Origin of the sequence: Microvirga sp. GCM10011540, from assembly GCF_042650665.1 — a bacterium.
GTDB lineage: Bacteria > Pseudomonadota > Alphaproteobacteria > Rhizobiales > Beijerinckiaceae > Microvirga > Microvirga lenta.
Map to the genome: position 1 here is coordinate 573668 of NZ_JBHSBQ010000005.1, position 17720 is coordinate 591387.

The 17720-nt window shown below is 62.2% G+C and carries 15 protein-coding genes; 3 read left to right on the plus strand and 12 right to left on the minus strand.

Features of this window, described 5'->3' with window-relative positions:
* Positions 1-84: 84 nt before the first annotated feature.
* The 6 genes from ACFOYU_RS03400 to hutI form a co-directional block, all read right to left on the minus strand.
* The gene (locus ACFOYU_RS03400) at positions 85-1026 is read right to left on the minus strand and encodes an ABC transporter substrate-binding protein (RefSeq protein WP_377032402.1); all 942 of its coding nucleotides are present in this window, start codon (positions 1024-1026) and stop codon (positions 85-87) included.
* Between the two features lie 157 nt (positions 1027-1183).
* On the minus strand, positions 1184-1774 hold the full coding sequence (locus tag ACFOYU_RS03405) for a HutD family protein (RefSeq protein ID WP_377032403.1): 591 nt from the start codon (positions 1772-1774) through the stop codon (positions 1184-1186).
* Positions 1775-1798: 24 nt separating this feature from the next.
* Entirely contained in the window at positions 1799-3463 is a 1665-nt protein-coding gene (gene hutU, locus ACFOYU_RS03410; protein WP_377032404.1) for a urocanate hydratase, read from the minus strand.
* Positions 3464-3477: 14 nt separating this feature from the next.
* Complete coding sequence (hutG, locus tag ACFOYU_RS03415; protein WP_377032405.1) at positions 3478-4314, minus strand: N-formylglutamate deformylase; 837 nt, start codon at positions 4312-4314, stop codon at positions 3478-3480.
* Between the two features lie 14 nt (positions 4315-4328).
* Positions 4329-5876, minus strand: coding sequence for a histidine ammonia-lyase (hutH, locus tag ACFOYU_RS03420; protein WP_377032406.1), 1548 nt, complete (start codon positions 5874-5876; stop codon positions 4329-4331).
* Positions 5873-7081, minus strand: a complete 1209-nt coding sequence (gene hutI / locus ACFOYU_RS03425; protein WP_377032407.1) for an imidazolonepropionase — start codon at positions 7079-7081, stop codon at positions 5873-5875. Before hutI ends, hutH begins: the two co-directional genes overlap by 4 nt.
* Positions 7082-7180: 99 nt before the next feature.
* Between hutI and ACFOYU_RS03430 the strand changes: the two genes are divergently transcribed.
* Both ACFOYU_RS03430 and hutC read left to right on the plus strand, forming a co-directional pair.
* On the plus strand, positions 7181-8539 hold the full coding sequence (locus ACFOYU_RS03430; RefSeq protein WP_377032408.1) for a formimidoylglutamate deiminase: 1359 nt from the start codon (positions 7181-7183) through the stop codon (positions 8537-8539).
* On the plus strand, positions 8536-9306 hold the full coding sequence (gene hutC / locus ACFOYU_RS03435; RefSeq protein ID WP_377032409.1) for a histidine utilization repressor: 771 nt from the start codon (positions 8536-8538) through the stop codon (positions 9304-9306). Before ACFOYU_RS03430 ends, hutC begins: the two co-directional genes overlap by 4 nt.
* 168 nt (positions 9307-9474) lie before the next feature.
* On the opposite strand, the gene ACFOYU_RS03440 is transcribed toward hutC, so the two are convergent.
* The 6 genes from ACFOYU_RS03440 to ACFOYU_RS03465 all read right to left on the minus strand — a co-directional run bounded on the left by ACFOYU_RS03440 (position 9475) and on the right by ACFOYU_RS03465 (position 16922).
* On the minus strand, positions 9475-9912 hold the full coding sequence (locus tag ACFOYU_RS03440; RefSeq protein WP_377032410.1) for a hypothetical protein: 438 nt from the start codon (positions 9910-9912) through the stop codon (positions 9475-9477).
* Positions 9913-10249: 337 nt separating this feature from the next.
* Complete coding sequence (locus ACFOYU_RS03445) at positions 10250-11182, minus strand: 3-keto-5-aminohexanoate cleavage protein (protein WP_377032411.1); 933 nt, start codon at positions 11180-11182, stop codon at positions 10250-10252.
* A 14-nt stretch (positions 11183-11196) separates the two neighbouring features.
* Entirely contained in the window at positions 11197-12129 is a 933-nt protein-coding gene (locus ACFOYU_RS03450; protein ID WP_226737195.1) for a 3-hydroxyacyl-CoA dehydrogenase, read from the minus strand.
* 20 nt (positions 12130-12149) lie between these two features.
* Positions 12150-14666 (minus strand): ATP-binding cassette domain-containing protein, encoded by a 2517-nt coding sequence (locus tag ACFOYU_RS03455; protein WP_377032412.1) that lies wholly within the window; start codon positions 14664-14666, stop codon positions 12150-12152.
* A gap of 4 nt (positions 14667-14670) precedes the next feature.
* Positions 14671-15546 (minus strand): branched-chain amino acid ABC transporter permease, encoded by an 876-nt coding sequence (locus tag ACFOYU_RS03460; RefSeq protein WP_377032413.1) that lies wholly within the window; start codon positions 15544-15546, stop codon positions 14671-14673.
* Positions 15547-15671: 125 nt separating this feature from the next.
* On the minus strand, positions 15672-16922 hold the full coding sequence (locus tag ACFOYU_RS03465; protein ID WP_377032414.1) for an ABC transporter substrate-binding protein: 1251 nt from the start codon (positions 16920-16922) through the stop codon (positions 15672-15674).
* 72 nt (positions 16923-16994) lie between these two features.
* Between ACFOYU_RS03465 and ACFOYU_RS03470 the strand changes: the two genes are divergently transcribed.
* Complete coding sequence (locus ACFOYU_RS03470; RefSeq protein WP_377032415.1) at positions 16995-17720, plus strand: GntR family transcriptional regulator; 726 nt, start codon at positions 16995-16997, stop codon at positions 17718-17720.

A 17720-nucleotide genomic window follows, 5' to 3' on the forward strand; every position in this document is an offset into this window, starting at 1 on the left:
GTTACAGCGGCCGGTCCGACAACGTAGAGCAAAGATCAGGACGACGGCCCGCCCATGCGGGCCGTCGCGGACGAGTCGTCGCGGTTACTGGATGAAGCTGGTGTCGGCAAGGGCATCCATGTCGGGCTTCTGTTTGATGACGCCGATCTCCAGCAGCAGGTCGGCAGCCTCGTTGGAGAAGATCTTGAACTCGCCCTCGAAGAACTTCTTGTTGGCCTCCCGATCCTGCCAGCGCAGGAACTGCGCGGACTTACCGAACGCTTCACCCGTCTGCTTCACGTCGGCGCCCATGATCTCGTAGGCCTTGGCCTGATCCTTGGCGATCATGTCGAGGGCTTCGAAATAGCTATCGGCCAGAGCCTTGGCGGCCTTTGGATTCTCGCTGAGGAACTTCGGGGTGCAGCCGAAGGTGTCCATCACCATCGGGTAGTCGAGAGTGGTGGCAATGATCTTACCGGCTTGCGGCGCCGCACGTACGGAAGAAAGATACGGTTCATAGGTCATGGCAGCATCGTTCTGACCTGCGATGAAGGCCTGTGCGGCCGGGCCAGGCTCCATGTTGACGACGGTGACATCCTTCATCGACAAGCCGTTCTTCTTCAGCATCCATGCCAGTGCAAAGTAGGGCGACGTGCCGGGCGCCGAGGCCGCCACCGTTTTGCCCTTGATGTCCTTGATCGAGTTGACGTCGTTGCGCACGACCATGCCGTCGGCACCATAGCTCTTGTCGAGCTGGAAGATCTGCTTCGTAGGTACGCCGTTCGCGTTCCACACGATCCAGGTTTCCACCGTCGTGGCTGCGCATTGGATGTCGCCGGACTGGATTGCGAGGTGGCGGCTCGCCTGCGGGACCTTCTTGATCGTCACGTCGAGACCGTTCTTCTTGAAGATGCCGGCTTCCTTCGCGAGGGTAAGAGGCGCAAAGCCTGTCCAGCCCGAGATGCCGATTGCTACCTTCGTCTCCTGGGCGGAGGCGGAGCCTGCCGCCAGCGCCAACAGCGCGAACCCACCGATTATCGCCTTCATTCCTGCCTCCATCTGTTCATCCCACCTTGATCCGACGACGCCCTCTGGAAGATTTTGCTGTTGCCTCGTCTGACTCAGGGCGAGCGGCGGGAATGGCACCACGCTCGCACTCCGATGTCAAATGTATAGACATGAGGGCATGCTGCATGTTTCCGCATCATGGGTGGCGATCGCCCTCTCCTGCCGAATCTTCGGGCACGATCTCGACCAGAATCGACTGACCGGTCCCGGAAAGCTGGATCATCTCCGATCCCGGATCGAGGACGAGGGTATCGAGGGGGTGAAGCGAGTGCACGACATCCCCTACGAACACGTCGAGCGATGCTTCCACGGCGGTAACGAAAGCCGCGCAGGCATCTTCCGACAGGAGCATCACTCCGCTCCTCACCGTTCGTGTCCGATGGGTGAAGCGGCCACGTCGTGTCATCACGTTCAGATCGCGGATTCCCCCAGACAGGAGCTTGCCGAGGGTGGCGTCATCCCCTGCGAAGGAGAGCTTGGCGAGCGCTCCCTCGAGGCGGTATGGCACGCCCTCGACATCCAGTTCGATACCGTTTCCTTCCAGCACGATCAGCGTACGATCGATCCTGGGAAAGGTTGAGAAAGGGCCGTCAGAGGCCACGTCCGCCATGCTGATACGCCACCCGAAAGCATCGAAACCCGACCCCTCGGGGAAGGCGGCAAGCTCCGCGGTGGTGCCGCCGCCATTTTTCCATGGAATCCTGACGAGATCGCCGGAACGGATCACCCGGGTGCTCATAAGACGATCGCCCTAGCGCAGGCTCGGCAGGTTGAGGTTGAACTCGCGGGCGCAATCGATGGCCATGTCGTAACCCGCATCCGCGTGCCGCATGACACCGGTCGCGGGGTCGTTCCACAGCACTCTCTCGATGCGCTTGGCGGCCTCAGGCGTGCCGTCGCAGACGATCACCATGCCGGAATGCTGCGAAAAGCCCATCCCGACGCCGCCGCCATGGTGGAGCGATACCCAGGTAGCACCGGACGCGCAGTTGAGAAGAGCATTCAGGAGTGGCCAATCCGACACCGCATCCGAGCCATCCTTCATCGCCTCCGTCTCCCGGTTCGGACTCGCGACCGAGCCGGAATCGAGATGATCGCGGCCAATGACGACTGGGGCCTTCAGCTCCCCTTTGGCCACCATCTCGTTGAAGGCAAGGCCCAGGCGATGGCGGTCGCCGAGGCCGACCCAGCAAATGCGCGCCGGCAATCCCTGGAACTTGATCCGCTCGCGCGCCATGTCGAGCCAGTTGTGCAGATGCTTGTTGTCGGGCAACAACTCCTTCACTTTGGCGTCGGTCCGGTAGATGTCCTCCGGGTCACCCGAGAGGGCCGCCCAACGGAACGGTCCGATGCCGCGGCAGAAAAGAGGGCGGATATAGGCTGGAACGAAACCCGGGAAGGTGAAGGCGTCCTCGACACCTTCCTCCTTCGCTATCTGGCGGATATTGTTGCCGTAATCGAGAGTCGGAACACCCGACTTGTGGAAGTCCAGCATGGCGCGCACGTGCTCCGCCATCGAGCGTTTGGCGGCGTGCTCCACCATCTTCGGGTCGGTCTCGCGCTTCGCCTCCCAATCGGCCAGCGACCAGCCCTTCGGCAGATAGCCGTTGACGGGATCATGCGCCGAGGTTTGGTCCGTCACTACGTCCGGCCGGATACCCCGGCGGTAGATCTCGGGGAAGATCTCGGCCGCGTTTCCGAGAAGCCCGACGGAGACAGGCTTCCTGTCGCGGCAGGATTGCTCGATCATGGCGAGTGCTTCGTCGAGACTGTCCGCCCGGCAATCGAGATAGCGGGTTTTCAGACGCATCTCGATGCGGCTTGCCTGACATTCGACCGCCAGGCAAGAGGCCCCTGCCATGGTGGCCGCGAGGGGCTGCGCCCCGCCCATGCCGCCTAAGCCCGCGGTGAGGATCCAACGCCCGGAGAAGTCGCCGTTGTAATGTTGCCGCCCCACCTCGACGAAGGTTTCGTAGGTGCCCTGAACGATGCCCTGTGTGCCGATATAGATCCATGATCCGGCGGTCATTTGGCCGTACATCATGAGCCCCTTGCGGTCGAGCTCGTGAAACTTGTCCCAGTTCGCCCAGTGCGGAACGAGGTTGGAGTTGGCGATCAGCACGCGCGGCGCATCCGCATGAGTCCGGAAGACCCCGACGGGCTTGCCCGACTGCACCAGCAATGTCTCGTCGTCGTCTAGGTTCTTCAAGGCGGCCGTGATGCGGTCGAAGCTGTCCCAGTCGCGTGCGGCGCGGCCGATGCCGCCATAGACGACGAGTTCGCTCGGCTTCTCCGCCACGTCGGGGTCGAGGTTGTTCATCAGCATGCGAAGGGGCGCTTCCGTCAGCCAGCTCTTGGCTGAGAGTTCAGTGCCGTGGGCAGCGCGGATCACGCGGGCATTGTCGATGCGTGTCATGGAATCGTCCTCGATCAGGCTTTTGATTTCGCGAAAGTCAGGCAGGCTTTCAGAATGCGAACGAGTTGGTCCCGCATGGGCGCGGCATAAGTCTCGTCATAGGCGGCTGGCCACTGACCCTCTGCTACAGGACCGAGCGGCTCTCTCATGTAGCCGCGGCAGGCAAGCTCCATCTGCACGGCGTGCACGCCGTTCTCCGGCTGACCGAGGTTGCGGGTGATGTAGCCGCCTTTGAAGCGACCGTTGACCACGTGGCTGAACTCGCTCGTGGTGCAGATCCGCTCGACCTCCTCGCTCAGCGCTCCGTCGCAGGTCGTTCCACCATTCGTGCCTATGTTGAAGTGCGGCAGCGTGCCCTCGAAGAGGCGCGGGATGACTGACCGTATGGAGTGGCAGTCGTAGACGACGACGGCAGGGTGCGCAGACCGCAGGCGATCGACCTCGGCCCTGAGCGTGGCATGGTAGGGTTCGAAGAAGCGATTGCGGCGTTCCTCGATGCTTGCGTGGTCCGGCTCTGCGCCAGGGTGGTAGAGCGGCTCGCCGTCGAAAGTGGTGGTCGGGCAAAGTTCGGTTGTCGCCTGCCCAGGATAGAGCGATACCCCGGACGGATCGCGGTTGACGTCAATGACGGTTCGGGAGACCGAGGTACGAATGACGGTCGCGCCCAGACTGGCGGCGAAGTCGTATAGGCGCTCAATCCACCAGTCCGCATCTTTGCGGGCAAGCCAGGATGAGACGAGCCCCTGCTCATATTCCGCCGGGGTATCGGTGCCGGTATGCGGCAGGCTAACGAGGAGCGGGGCGTCTCCACGTGTCAGCGAGAGCCAGGAGGGGCGGTCCGTTTCGATCATAAGCGCCTTTCCTTCTACGCCACATCTTCGGCAACGAAAGGCAGCATGTCGCTCCCGACGGCGGATGCGAGCGCTCCCGAGACCACGAGAGCCGCGGCCCGCTCCATGTCGGGAGTCATGTGCCGATCATCATTCAAGGGAGGGACGTCAGCCCGCAGGAGGGCGCGCGCGCGCTCCAGGCTTTCACTCGAACGCATAGGGGCGTGGAAATCGCACCCTTGAACGGCAGCGAGCAATTCGATTCCGATCACGTTGGCCGCGTTGGTCGCCATGGGCAGGAGGCGTCGCGCTCCATGAGTAGCCATGGAGACATGATCCTCCTGATTGGCCGATGTGGGGATCGAATCGACGCTCGCCGGGTAAGCGCGCTGTTTGTTCTCCGATACCAGAGCGGCGGCAGTGACCTGCGGGATCATGAAGCCGGAATTGAGGCCTGGCTTCGGAGTCAGGAAGGCAGGCAGGCCTGAAAGGGTAGGATCAACCAGCATGGCGATGCGCCGCTCCGCAAGGGAGCCGATCTCGCATAGCGCCATGGCGATCATGTCGGCCGCGAAGGCTACCGGTTCCGCATGGAAGTTGCCACCGGAGATGACCTCGCCCGTTTCGGAGAAGACAAGCGGGTTATCGGATACGCCGTTGGCTTCGGTGCTGAGTGTGCTGCCGGCTTGGCGCAGTAGGTCGAGCACGGCGCCCATCACCTGTGGCTGGCAGCGCAGGCAGTAGGGATCCTGGACACGATCGTCATTGGTCAGATGCGACGCGCGGATAGCGCTGCCCTCCATCAGCATGCGCAACGCGGCGGCGACCTCCGCCTGTCCCCGGTGGCGTCGCAGCTGTTGGATACGCGCGTCGAAAGGACCGTCCGATCCCTTCGCCGCATCGGTCGCCAGGGCACCGGTGACGATGGCGGCCCGGAACACCTGCTCCGCCTCGAACAAGCCTGCCAGCGCAAGTGCAGTCGAAACCTGCGTGCCGTTGAGCAGGGCAAGTCCCTCCTTGGGCCCAAGGACGAGAGGGGCCATGCCCGCCTCGGCCAAGGCCTTTGTTGCCGGCAGGCGCGTGCCATGGAGGAAGATTTCGCCTACGCCCATCAAGGCGGCCGTCATATGCGCGAGCGGGGCGAGGTCGCCCGACGCACCGACGGACCCCTGGGCCGGAATGACCGGAACAAGGTTCGACTCAAGGCAGGCGGCGAGATGCTCGATGGTGGACCATCGCACGCCCGAGGCACCCTGCGCCAAGCTCGCGAGCTTGAGGGCCATTACCAGCCTGACAACCGCAATGGGCAGGGGCTCGCCCATACCTGCGGCGTGCGATAGCACGATGTTGCGCTGAAGCGTCGCGAGATCCGCCTGTCCGATACGGACGCTCGCAAGCCTTCCGAATCCGGTGTTGATGCCATAGACCGGGTCGCCCTTCGCGACGATGGCATCGATTGTCTTGGCGCCTGCCTCCACCTGCGGACGGCAAGCCTCGTCCAGGGAGACGGCGGCGCCGAAATAAACTTGGCGCCACTGAGTCAGGCGCACGGAGCCGGGGACGAGCGTTACTGTTCCGGTCACTGTCCTCTCCATATGCGGGTGTGCAGCGGGTTGAATCCGATCCGGTAGACGAGCTCGGCCGGGCGGTCGATGTTCCAGATGGCGAGGTCGCAGGCCTTGCCAGGTTCGAGCGTGCCGATCTCGTCCAGGCGTCCAAGCGCGCGGGCAGCCTCACGGGTCACCCCGGCAAGGCACTCCTCGACCGTCAGGCGAAACAGCGTTGCGCCCATATTCATCGTGAGCAGGAGCGACGTCAGCGGCGATGTGCCGGGATTGCAGTCGGTGGCGAGCGCCATCCGTGTTCCGTGCCGCCGAAAAGTCTCGACGGGCGGAGCCTGCGTTTCACGCAGCATATAGAACGCTCCCGGCAGCAGCACCGCGACCGTGCCAGCCTGCGCCATGGCGGCGGCTCCGTCGTCGTCCGTGTATTCCAGATGGTCGGCGGAAAGTGCTCCGAACCCGGCAGCGAGCTTCGCGCCGCCGAGATTCGAGAGCTGATCCGCGTGAAGCTTGGTGCTTAAGCCCAGTTCCCGGGCGACGGCGAACACGCGCGCAGTCTGTTCGGGCGAGAAGGCGATTCCCTCGCAGAAGGCATCGACGGCATCGGCGAGGCCTTCCCGGGCGATGGCGGGAAGCATCTCCTCGCACACCTTGCCGATATAAGCATCCTTGTCGCCATTCGCCTCCGGCGGCAGAGCATGGGCACCGAGGAAGGTGGTTGTGACCATGACGGCACGTTCGTCAGAGAGACGCTTCGCGGCACGCAGCATCCGCGCCTCTGTTTCGAGGTCGAGGCCGTAGCCTGACTTGATTTCGACCGTGGTGCAGCCCTCGGCCAGGAGGTGGTCGAGCCGGGGAAGGGCGCTGGCGACGAGGTCGTCCTCGGTCGCGGCTCGGGTCGCCTTCACGGTGGAGACGATCCCACCACCTGCGCGGGCGATCTCCTCATAGCTCGCGCCCTTGAGGCGCAGTTCGAATTCGTGCGCCCGATCGCCCCCAAAGACAAGGTGGGTGTGGCAATCCACCAGGCCCGGTGTAACCCATCGCCCTTCGCAGTCGATGCGCTCGGCGGCATCCCAATCGGTGGGAAGATTCTCTGCTGGGCCGACGAAAGCGATGTGCCCGCCCGTTGCGCCTACCGCTCCGCCCTCGATGATGCCGAGGCCGTCCGCGTCTCCGGCGAGCGTCGCAAGCCGAGCGTTAAACCAGATCCGGTCGAAGCGCATGTTCCTCCTCCGCGGACGCATCCAATTGTCTATACATAATCGCGGAGAACCATTATTGTCCAGCCGAGTCCGAACAAGCTTCAAGGGTGGGTGTCAGCAGTGCAGAGGCTTCTTCTCGATCATGCCCTCCTTCCGGGCGGTTGGGCCCGGGACGTGGCCGTCGATGTCGAGAACGGCACATTCGCGGCCGTTCGCCCGGACTCGTCGTCCGAGGGACGGGAGCGCATTACCGGTATTGCGCTGCCGGGACTTCCCAACCTGCACAGTCATACGTTCCAGCGCGGCATGGCGGGTCTTGCGGAAACGCGAGGCCCCGAGGGCGACAGCTTTTGGACGTGGCGGCAGGTGATGTATCGCTTCCTCGGCAATCTCACGCCGGAGAATGTCGAAGCGATCGCGGCCCATGCGATGATGGAGATGCTCGAAGCCGGCTTCACAGCCCTGGCGGAGTTCCATTACCTCCACCATGGCACAGACGGCCGGGCCTATGACAACCCGGCCGAACTTGCTGAGCGCATTGCAGCGGCCGCCGCCGTGACGGGCATGAGTCTCACTCTTCTGCCGGTGTTCTATGCACAGGGCGGTTTCGGGGGAGTTCCGCCGGGCGGGGGGCAGCGGCGGTTCATCAGCGATGTGGCCATGTACGAGCGCCTCGTCCGTGGTGCCCGTAGAGCAGTCGCAGGTCTCGACGACGCGCGAGTCGGCATTGCGCCGCACAGCCTCCGCGCAGTGACGCCGCATAGCCTGCGCGAGATTCTGTCAACCACGACTGAGGGGCCGATCCATATCCACATCGCCGAGCAGGTAAAGGAGGTGGAGGACTGCCTCGCCTGGTCTGGGCAGCGTCCTGTTGCATGGTTGCTCGACCATGCCGCCGTCGATGCCCGCTGGTGCCTGATCCATGCGACTCACCTCGACGAGAGCGAGACACGCAATCTTGCGGCAACGAGGGCCGTCGCGGGGCTGTGTCCTCTGACGGAGGCCAATCTCGGCGATGGCATCTTCGAAGGTGTCGGTTTTCTCCAGGCCGGTGGCCGCTTCGGCGTCGGCTCCGATTCGAATATCGAGATCAGCGCATCCGGAGAGCTCAAGCAGTTCGAATACAGCCAGCGACTGAAGTATAGGGCCCGCAACATTCTTGCACAGCATGAAGGCCAGTCCACCGGGGGCGTTCTTTACCGTGGGGCTCTGGAAGGCGGAGCCGCTGCCCTCAACCGGCGGATCGGAGCCATCGAGGAGGGTTGCCGGGCGGATGTCGTCGTGCTCGATGCCGCACATCCGGATCTCGCGGCCCTGTCTGGCGACCGCTGGCTCGATGCGTACATCTTCGTCGCCGGCAAGACTGCCATCGACAGGGTGATTGTCGGCGGTAAAGAGGTCGTCGTGAACGGGCGGCACCATGCCCGTGAGAGCATCGTCGCGCGCTATACCTCTGCGATGAGGCAGGTCCTGGCATGACAGAAGCGCCCCTGAAAGTTCCTGCTGGCGCCAAGCAGCATCTCTACCAGCGGATCCGTGACGACATCGAGGCACGCATCATGTCGGGTGAGTGGCCCCCGGGACACCGAGTGCCCTTCGAGCATGAACTGATGGCCGAGTACGGCTGCTCGCGTATGACCGTGAACAAGGTGCTGTCCACTCTGGCCTCCAACGGACTGATCACGCGGCGCCGTAGGGCAGGGTCCGTCGTCGCGGAACCGAGCAAGGAGCGGGCTGTGCTGGAGATCCAGGACTTCGCGTTTGACGCTGCGCGGACAGGCAGCATTTATCGTTTCAGGATCCTGCACCGCGCAGTCGAACGCCTCGACAGCACGGCTGCGCAACGAATAGGCTTGCCGGCGGGCTCTCAGGTCCTCAGCGTCGTCACCATCCACCTGATCGACGGCTTGCCGGGCGCCTATGAGGAGCGTCTCATCAATCTCGCCGCCGTTCCCGAAGCGAGTGAGGAATCTTTCGCGGGGGATCCACCGGGCACATGGCTGCTGCGGCGGGTGCCCTGGACGGATGCCGAGCATATCGTCCGGGCCGTGAATGCCGACCGCACACTTGCCCGGCATCTCCATCTCCAGAGTGGGGACGCCTGTCTGGTGCTTGAGCGGAGAACCTGGCAGGCCGGCACTTTCATTACCGAGGCGCGGATCACTTATCCAGGCAGCCGGCACCACCTGGTTGGGCGGTTCTCTCCCGCAGGTCAGGGAACACCTACGGGTCTTGCGGTTCCTTGAGGCCGCCTCATCACAGCCCTGGCGTAGATGCGCACCCTTGCAAAGAAGCTAAAGGGCCTTGTGCCCGAGAGTGGTCCCTGCCAGCGCAACGCTTCGCTCGGTCATGAAAACGACTGTTCGGAATGTCCTGAAGGGCAGACAGGAGCGTGGCTGCGAGGCCGCCCGCGATTACCAGTTCCGTCGCGCTTCTCCTTGACGAGGGTCATCCTGAAAGTAGGGCTGCCCATCATGAGAATAGTCGTGAGCGCGTGCCGGAGAATCCTTCACCCAGCCTTGTTCCGGCTCAGGTTTTGAGAGGCCGTTGAGAAGGTCGAGGCTCCCCTGCAGGACTGAGCGTGCAGCATCCACAGCTATATCCGCAACGTCGCGCAGACGGAGATCGCCGATACTACCGCTGGAGCGGTGCCCTGGTTGCTCATAAGGTGACGTTTGATCCCCATGGTAGCGGCGGCTTCCACCCATCAGATCCGAAAAGATGCCGGCGCTCCCAAGAACGAGGATCAGGATTATGGGAACGGCAAAGCGAAGGGCCAAGCCAATGACCCTAGAGACGATCGCAAAACCGATAATCAGGACGATGACCGTGGTGATGATGCCCGTATCCAAACCCTCTATCTCCCTTTCGGCTCCGGTTTGAGTAGAGGCCATTAAGGATTTCGACGGCCTTTTTGTGGTGGCGCTCTGCTAAAGATGAGAAATCGCCACCCAGCATCGATCCGCTGTTCCACGGTCAAGCTCGCGCGCTTGCCCTCCGCCTCGGGCGAGGTGCTCCCAGATCATTTTGGTACGGCAGCCAAGAATCCTCCTGGTGCTCACGATCTCCCATTCACCACGATGCTGGACTGGTGCCAGAGAGTGTGATCGGGAAGAGGTGCCCGCTCACCCATCAGCTTGGATATCGTCAAAAACGGAACAGAGGCCCCCGGCTGACTAACAGGATCTGCTAGAAATTGACGCGGTCGCCTCCCTTCAACGACAGCATTTTGCGTGCGTCGTCCGGAGTGGCGATCTCGAGCCCGAGCCCTTCGATGATCTGGCGCGCCAACATAACCTGCTGTGCATTGGATTCGGCAAGCTTGCCCGGCCCGATCCAGAGCGAATCCTCGAGCCCGACACGCACGTTGCCTCCCATGGCCGCGGCTTGAGCAGCAATAGCGAGTTGGTTCTTGCCGGCACCGAGTACCGACCACTGATAGTTGCTTCCGAACAGTCGATCAGCGGTTCGCTTCATATGCACCACGTCTTCTGGGTGGGGGCCGATGCCACCAAGAAGGCCAAAGACGCTTTGGACGAAAAGAGGCGGCTTGATGAGTCCGCGGTCTACGAAGTGAGCGAGGGTGTAGAGGTGTCCGATGTCATAGCACTCGATCTCGAAGCGGGTGCCGTTCTCGGCGCAGGTGGTCAGAATGTACTCGATATCGGCGAAGGTGTTGCGAAAGATCCTGTCGCGCGAGCCTTCGAGATATGGCTGTTCCCAGTCGTGCTGGAACTCCTTGAAGCGGCTGAGCATCGGATAAAGCCCAAAGTTCATCGAACCCATGTTGAGGGAGGCGACCTCCGGCTTGTAGTGGGCCGCTGGTCGAACCCGCTCTTCTACCAGCATGGTTGGTGCGCCGCCCGTCGTGATGTTGATGACGCAATCGGAGCGCTGCTTCACAACCTGCAGAAAGGGGGCGAAAGCCTCCGGGGACTGGTCGGGTCTGCCTGTCTTCGGATCACGCGCATGCAGATGGACAATCGCGGCACCTGCCTCGGCCGCGCCGATAGCAGCCTCCGCGATCTCCTCCGGTGTAACCGGAAGATGAGGGGACATGGAGGGCGTATGAATGGCACCGGTGACGGCGCAGGTGATGATGACTTTGCGGGCCATGGGCATCTTCCTCGAGGAGATCACATTTCTGCTTGGGAGTTCTTGTGAGCTTTCAGCGCAGCCAAGCGCCTGTCTCGCCATGCGGAGCGGCGAGTGAGCGCCTCAAGTGCCGGCGCATCACCCCAGGCTTCCAGGATGCGCTTTACGTTCTCCTCGTCCCAGACAAGCGGCTTGGCCGGGTCTTCGGTGAGGCGGCGATAGAAGCCGGTGTAGCGCCTGCAGTAATCTGCAATGCCGCCCGGTGCGTTGAGTTCGATCGTCTCGAAAGGGCCGAGAAAAGACCAGCGCAAGCCCAAACCGTCCTTGAGCGTCTTGTCGAGATCCTGTGGGCTCACCACACCGTCGCCAACGAGCCTGAACGCCTCTGCCAGCAGGGCGCCCTGGAGCCGATTGAGGACAAAGCCTTCGACCTCACGGTTGACGATGATCGGAACCTGCTCGACGCTTTGATAGATTTCGCGTGCACGGGAAACTGTTTCAGGAGCCGTCCAGGGGGCTCCGCAGAGCTCGACGAGCGGCACGAGGTGAGGAGGATTGACGGGATGCGCCACAAGGCAGCGGGAGCGACCTGAAAGCGCCTCTGTGAACTGTGATGCAACGATCGCTGAGGTCGAGGATGCAAGGATCGCGTCCGCCGGCGCGAGGCGATCGAGTTCGGCAAATATGGCGCGCTTGATGTCAACGGACTCAGGACCATTCTCCTGGACGAGGTCGACACCGTGGACGGCCTCTGCGATTGAAGGCACAGCAATCACACGCCCGGCTGCAAAGGCAGGATCCGTTGCGAGGCCGTGGCTCGCAAGCTCTTCAAGCCCTGCGCGAACCAGACGGGGAGTATTCTCAAGTGTCTCCGCACTCGGATCGGTGATGCGCACATCCCAGCCAGAGCGGGCGAACACCATCGCCCAAGAGCGGCCGATCAGTCCTGCACCAATGATAGCGACACTTGGCATTCAATCGTCTCCGTAAACGGTCACAGCCACAGGACCTTGCGGCGAAGCGCAAGATCGTCCCGCAGATCCTTCGATGGGCCGGTATGGATAACCCGCCCCCGTTCGAGCGCGACCGTTCTGTCAGAGAGGGCCAACGCAAGATCGAGATGATGGTCGACAATGATGATCGAAACCTCATGCCTGAGCTTGTCGAAACTCTCGAAGAGCTGCTCAACGATCGCCGGGGCGAGACCCTCGAAGGGTTCATCGAGAAGGAGTACCTTCACATCGCCCGAGAGTGCGCGTGCGACGGCCACCATCTGCTGCTCGCCGCCGGAGAGGAAGTCCGCCGGCGTGTCGAGCCGTTCCCGAATGCGGGGAAAGTATTCGAAGATCCTGTCCAAGTCCCAGCGAACGCCGTGGCCGGTCTCGCGCTTTAGCCGCCCGAGCTCAAGATTCTGCGCCACAGTCATTCCGGCGAAGAGCCCGCGCCCTTGCGGTACGTAACCGATGCCGAGACGGGCAATGGCGGCCGATGGCTGGCCAGCGATCTCTTTCTCGTCGAGCCTGATCGAGCCCGAGGAAGGTGGTGAGATTCCGATCAGTGTCTTGAGCAAAGTCGATTTGCCTGCGCCGTTACGACCAAGCAGAGCGATGATCTCGTGCTGGCGCACGTCGAAGGATACGTCCGTCAGCACGTGGCTCTTCCCGTAGAAGGTGTTGACCTCCGTGACGGTGAGCACGGTTGAAGTCTCGGCTGCACTTGCCCGGGATTTGGCCGCAACAGCCGTCGTGCCAGACCCGATGTAGATTTCTTGAACTTGCGGGTTCGACCGGGCATCCTCGACATTTCCATCGACGAGCACCTCGCCCGCATTCATCACGGTGACGGCGTCGGCGATCTGGAACACCCGGTCTATATCGTGCTCCACAAGCAGGGTTGGTACATCAAGAGAGATGCGCTTGATGATGTCGCCGATGCGCTGGCGCTCGGCGGCAGCAAGACCCGCGAGAGGCTCGTCGAGCAGAAGCACTCTCGGCCTGGTCGCGAGCGCTAGCCCCATGTCCAGGAGGCGCTGACCGCCATAGGAGAGCGCCCCGGCTTCTGCCCTCTCGATCCCGGCAACGCCGAGATAGCGGATCACTGCCAGGGTCTCGCTCTCGATCTGCCTGATCGATCTCGCCGCTGTCCAAGGGTTGAAGCGCTGCGGGTGGCGCGCCTGCACAGCAAGGCGGATATTCTCCTCGACGGACAGTGCAGGGAAAAGATTCGTGATCTGGAACGAACGTCCTATGCCGGCCTGGGTGATGGCCTCAGGGGAGAGGCCGGCGATGGACCGTCCCCGGAGAACCACGTCGCCCTCGTCCGGATTGTAGAAGCCGGAAAGCAGGTTGAATGCAGTTGTCTTTCCGGCGCCGTTCGGACCGATCAGGGCATGAAGACTGCGGTCCCGGACGGCAATGTTCACGTGCTCGACGGCTTTGAGCGCCCCAAAGCTCTTGGTGATCCCCCGGGCTTCCAGCACCACTCCGTCGACGTGGTCCGGTGGCTTGAGGAAGGAGGGCAGGGGCTCGTCCGTGAGAGTGCGTCCAGCCATAGCAGCTTCTTCCGTTACCTTGGGGCGGAAGGGCGCAATGATCCGCTGCGCAATTCCGACCAGCCCCGTCGGAGACAGGACAATGAAGCCAACGAAGAGAATGCCGAAATAGAACAGCCAGTGCGGGGTCCAGATCGACAGGAACTCACGAAAGAGGATGTAGAAGAGGGCGCCCAGGGCAGGCCCCAGAAAGCTGCGCATTCCCCCGATCACCACCATGGCGATCAACTCACCCGAGAATGCGACCGAGAGAGGTTCCGCCGAGGCAAAACGGTGGTTGAAGACCGACAGGACGCCCGCGATGCCGACCACCACGGCGGAAACAACGAAACCAAGCAGCTTGTAACGGTTTGTCGGGTATCCAAGAAAGCGCGCGCGCTGCTCGTTCTCGCGGATCGCCACCAGGACGCTGCCGACCGGTGAGCCGTGAAAGCGCAGCAGGGAGAAGCAGACTGCCAAAGCAACCGCCGCGACGAACCAGTAGTAGGTCCAGTCGGAGGCGAGATCGAGGCCAAGCGTGCCGGTTCGCACGACGCCTCCGAGGCCGCTCTCTCCTCCTGTCAATGCCGTCCAGCGGTAGGCGATTGCAAACAGCATGGCTGCCAGCGCCAAGGTCAGCAACGAGAAGTAGACACCACGTCGACGAAGAATGAGGGCTCCGAGAAGAAGCGATACGACTCCGATGAAGACAATGGCGAAAAGGGCCGGAAAGACGACGCCTCCGGGAAACCAATGGATCTGGCTCAGCGCAGCGGCATAGGCTCCGAGCCCGAACCACACGCCATGCCCAAAGGATACGAGGCCGGTGTGGCCCACCAGGACATTCAGTCCCAAACAAGCGATCGCAAACACCACCACATCGATCGACGAGCGAAGTGGAAGGCCAATGGGATCGAGGATCCAGGGCAGCAGGACAAGCGCGGCTGCTGCAATCAGGAGAAGCCAGTAATCCTTGCGCATCGACCTACTCGAATCTCTGGATACGTTCGCCGAGCAGACCGCGAGGCCGCAGGAGCAGCACGAGGGCCATCAGCATATACATCGAAGCTTCGCCGGCAGGCGGGAAGAAGTAGATGGTGACACCGCGCACCACGCCCACAAGAGCGGCGGCGGCGATCACGCCCCAGAAGGAGCCTAGCCCGCCGATCACGACGACCACGAAGGCGGCGGTGAGAATCTCCGCTCCCATGGCCGGATGAACACCTGAGATCGGGGCCAGCAGGACACCGGCGAGGGCCGCCAAGCCGACGCCGATCGCGGCGATGGCCGTCATGTACGGCTGAAGCGATATGCCGAGCGCTCCCACCATGTCGGGATTCTGCACGCCTGCACGAACGACACGACCGAAAGCCGTGCGATAGACGAGGAACCATGTGGCGATGACCGCCGCCAGTGCCACTCCGAAGATGATGAGGCGGTAGCGTGGGTAGATGAAGTTGCCGAGGAGGATCTGCCCTCTGAGCTCCGTCGGTATCGAGAAGGGCAGGGGGGCTGCTCCAAAGATCATTCGCAGGCTTTGCTCGATGATCATGGCTAGGCCGAATGTCAGCAGCAGGCTGAGAATGGGATCCGAGCGGTAGAAACGCCGGAAGAGCAGGCGTTCGATCACGACTCCCAAGAGTGCAACGAGCAGAGGGGACGCAACAAAGGCACCGGCAAAGCCGATCCGGGGGGCCAGCGTCACGGCGAGGTATGCGCCGATGGCGTAGAATGCGCCATGGGCGAGATTCACGATTCCACCGAGGGAGAAGATCAGGGAGAGACCCAGCGCTATCAGGAGATAGTACGCGCCGACCAACAGGCCGTTCAGTACCTGCTCGAGGAGGAAGACGAACGCCAAGCGATACTCCTTTTCCATCCGGAAGGCTCCTGCGATGAGGAGCGGGAACTCAGGGAAAGCGGAATGTCATGTTCCCACCGGGCCGGACGGCATTGGCCGTCCGGCCCGGTGGGTGCGCTGCCGTTTTATGCCGGCATCTTGCAGGTGCCGTCCTTCGGCGGAGCTAGAACTTCGAGGTCCTCGCTCGGGCCGGGCACCGAGCCAAGTGGCTCATAGATGTCCCACTGGTTGCTCATCTTGTCCGGGTCCTTGGCACGGACGGCATACATCTCCTGCACCATCTGGTTGTCATAGGGGCGGAAGTAGCCTTCCCGACTCTTCAGGATGTCGAACTTCGCACCCTTGCGCAGGTGCTCAGCGAGCTTCTGCGGGTCCGTGGACTTCAATTCCTCGAAGGACTGAGCAACAATCCTGAGGGAGTTGTAGTCGCCCCAGGATTGGTTCTCCGGCGGCTTCCCATATGCCTTGCTGAAGGATTCAACGAACCTCTTTGATGAGGGAGTGTCCACCATGTGATGCCAGATCAGCGGCCAGATGCCTGAGAAGTTGCCCTTGCCGGCACCCCAGGCCACGGCCGTGTCGAACCCAAAGCCGGTAATCGGGAACTGGAGGCCGTACTCGGCATATTGCTTGATGAAGTTCGTGATCTGGTTCCCGGCGAGATTGGAAGCGACGATATCGGGTTGAGCCTGCCGGATCTTGAGCAAATAGGGGCTGAAGTCGGTCGCATCCGTGGGGACGAGTTCCTCCCCAATGAACTCTCCGCCGTTCTCCGATACGAACTTCTTGGCCACCTTGAAGAGATCGTGTCCGAAGGCGTAGTCGGCCGTCAGGGAGTACCACTTCTTTCCCTTGATCATGTTCTCGTTTTTCAGGTAGGTGCCGACTGCCGTGACCATCATCGAGTTCGCGGCTTCGATATGGAACATGAACGGGTTGCAGCTCTCTCCGCGCAGGGCATCTGAATTGGCGCCGGTGTTGATGAACACCGTCTTGGTTCGGTTAGCGACTTGGCCGATGGCGAGGGCGGAAGCCGATGAGATTTCGCCGATGATCATCGCGACCTTGTCCCGCTCGATCAGGCGCTCGGCCTTGGCGGACGCGGTCTGGGGGTTCACGGAATCTTCGATCACAAGCTCGATCTTGCGGCCCATCACGCCCCCGGCGGCATTGATCTCGTCAGCCGCGAGCTTCACGCCCATCTGAGCAAATTCCCCGAGCGGGCCTAGAAATCCCGTGATTGGCGTGAGGTGTCCGATGCGGATCACATCGGATTGCGCCTTGACGATCGCAGGCATTCCGAGACCAACGAGCGCAGTGGTGCCGGCCGCTCCTTTAAGGAGCGTACGGCGAGTCAAGTCATGTGGATGTGCCATGGCCGTTTCCTTCCTCCTATTTCGTGTCGCGGTTCTTGCCGCGATCTGTGATCACAGTTAGGGTGTCTTAAAATGAGTAACTTGTCGAGCCCCCGAACTTCCGAAACTCCCCTGGCTATCGCTCAGATCGGCCGGTTGGAGCGCATCACTCTGGGTGAGCGCGTTCACGCCGAACTGCGAGAACTCCTCATGAGCGGCGAGCTTGCTCCCGGTCAGAAGATGTCCCTCCGTAGCGTTGCCGAAACGCTTGGTGTTTCGATGATGCCGGTGCGGGAGGCCGTTGCACGGCTTGTCGCCGACCAATCTCTGGAGGTGCTGCCCAACCGCGCCGTGCGCGTGCCGCTGATGACCCTTTCGCGCTTCCGCGAACTGACGGCCGTGAGGCTCGCAGTCGAGGGCTTCGCCGCCGAGGAAGCCGCGCGCCGTCGCACGAGCCAGGATATGGTCGAGATCAAGCGCTTCGAAGAGGCTTTTCTATCGGAGGCGCGCAGTCCGAACCCTCAAGCGGACCAAGCGGTTCGAGCAAACAAGGAGCTTCATTTCGCGGTCTATCGGGCAACGAGCCTGCCGACATTGGTTGGAATCATAGAAGGTCTCTGGTTGAAGATCGGGCCGGTGCTCAACTTCGATCTCAAGATCTCCCCCGAGCGGCTCCGAACCGGAGGTGCGCCTGAACACCACCGTAAGCTCGTGGCGGCCGTCGAAGCCGGCAATGAGGCGGCCGCACGCAATGCGCTCGTCAACGATATTACGGGTGCCGCCTCTTTCATCGAAAGCACCGGACGTCTGCTGGATTAG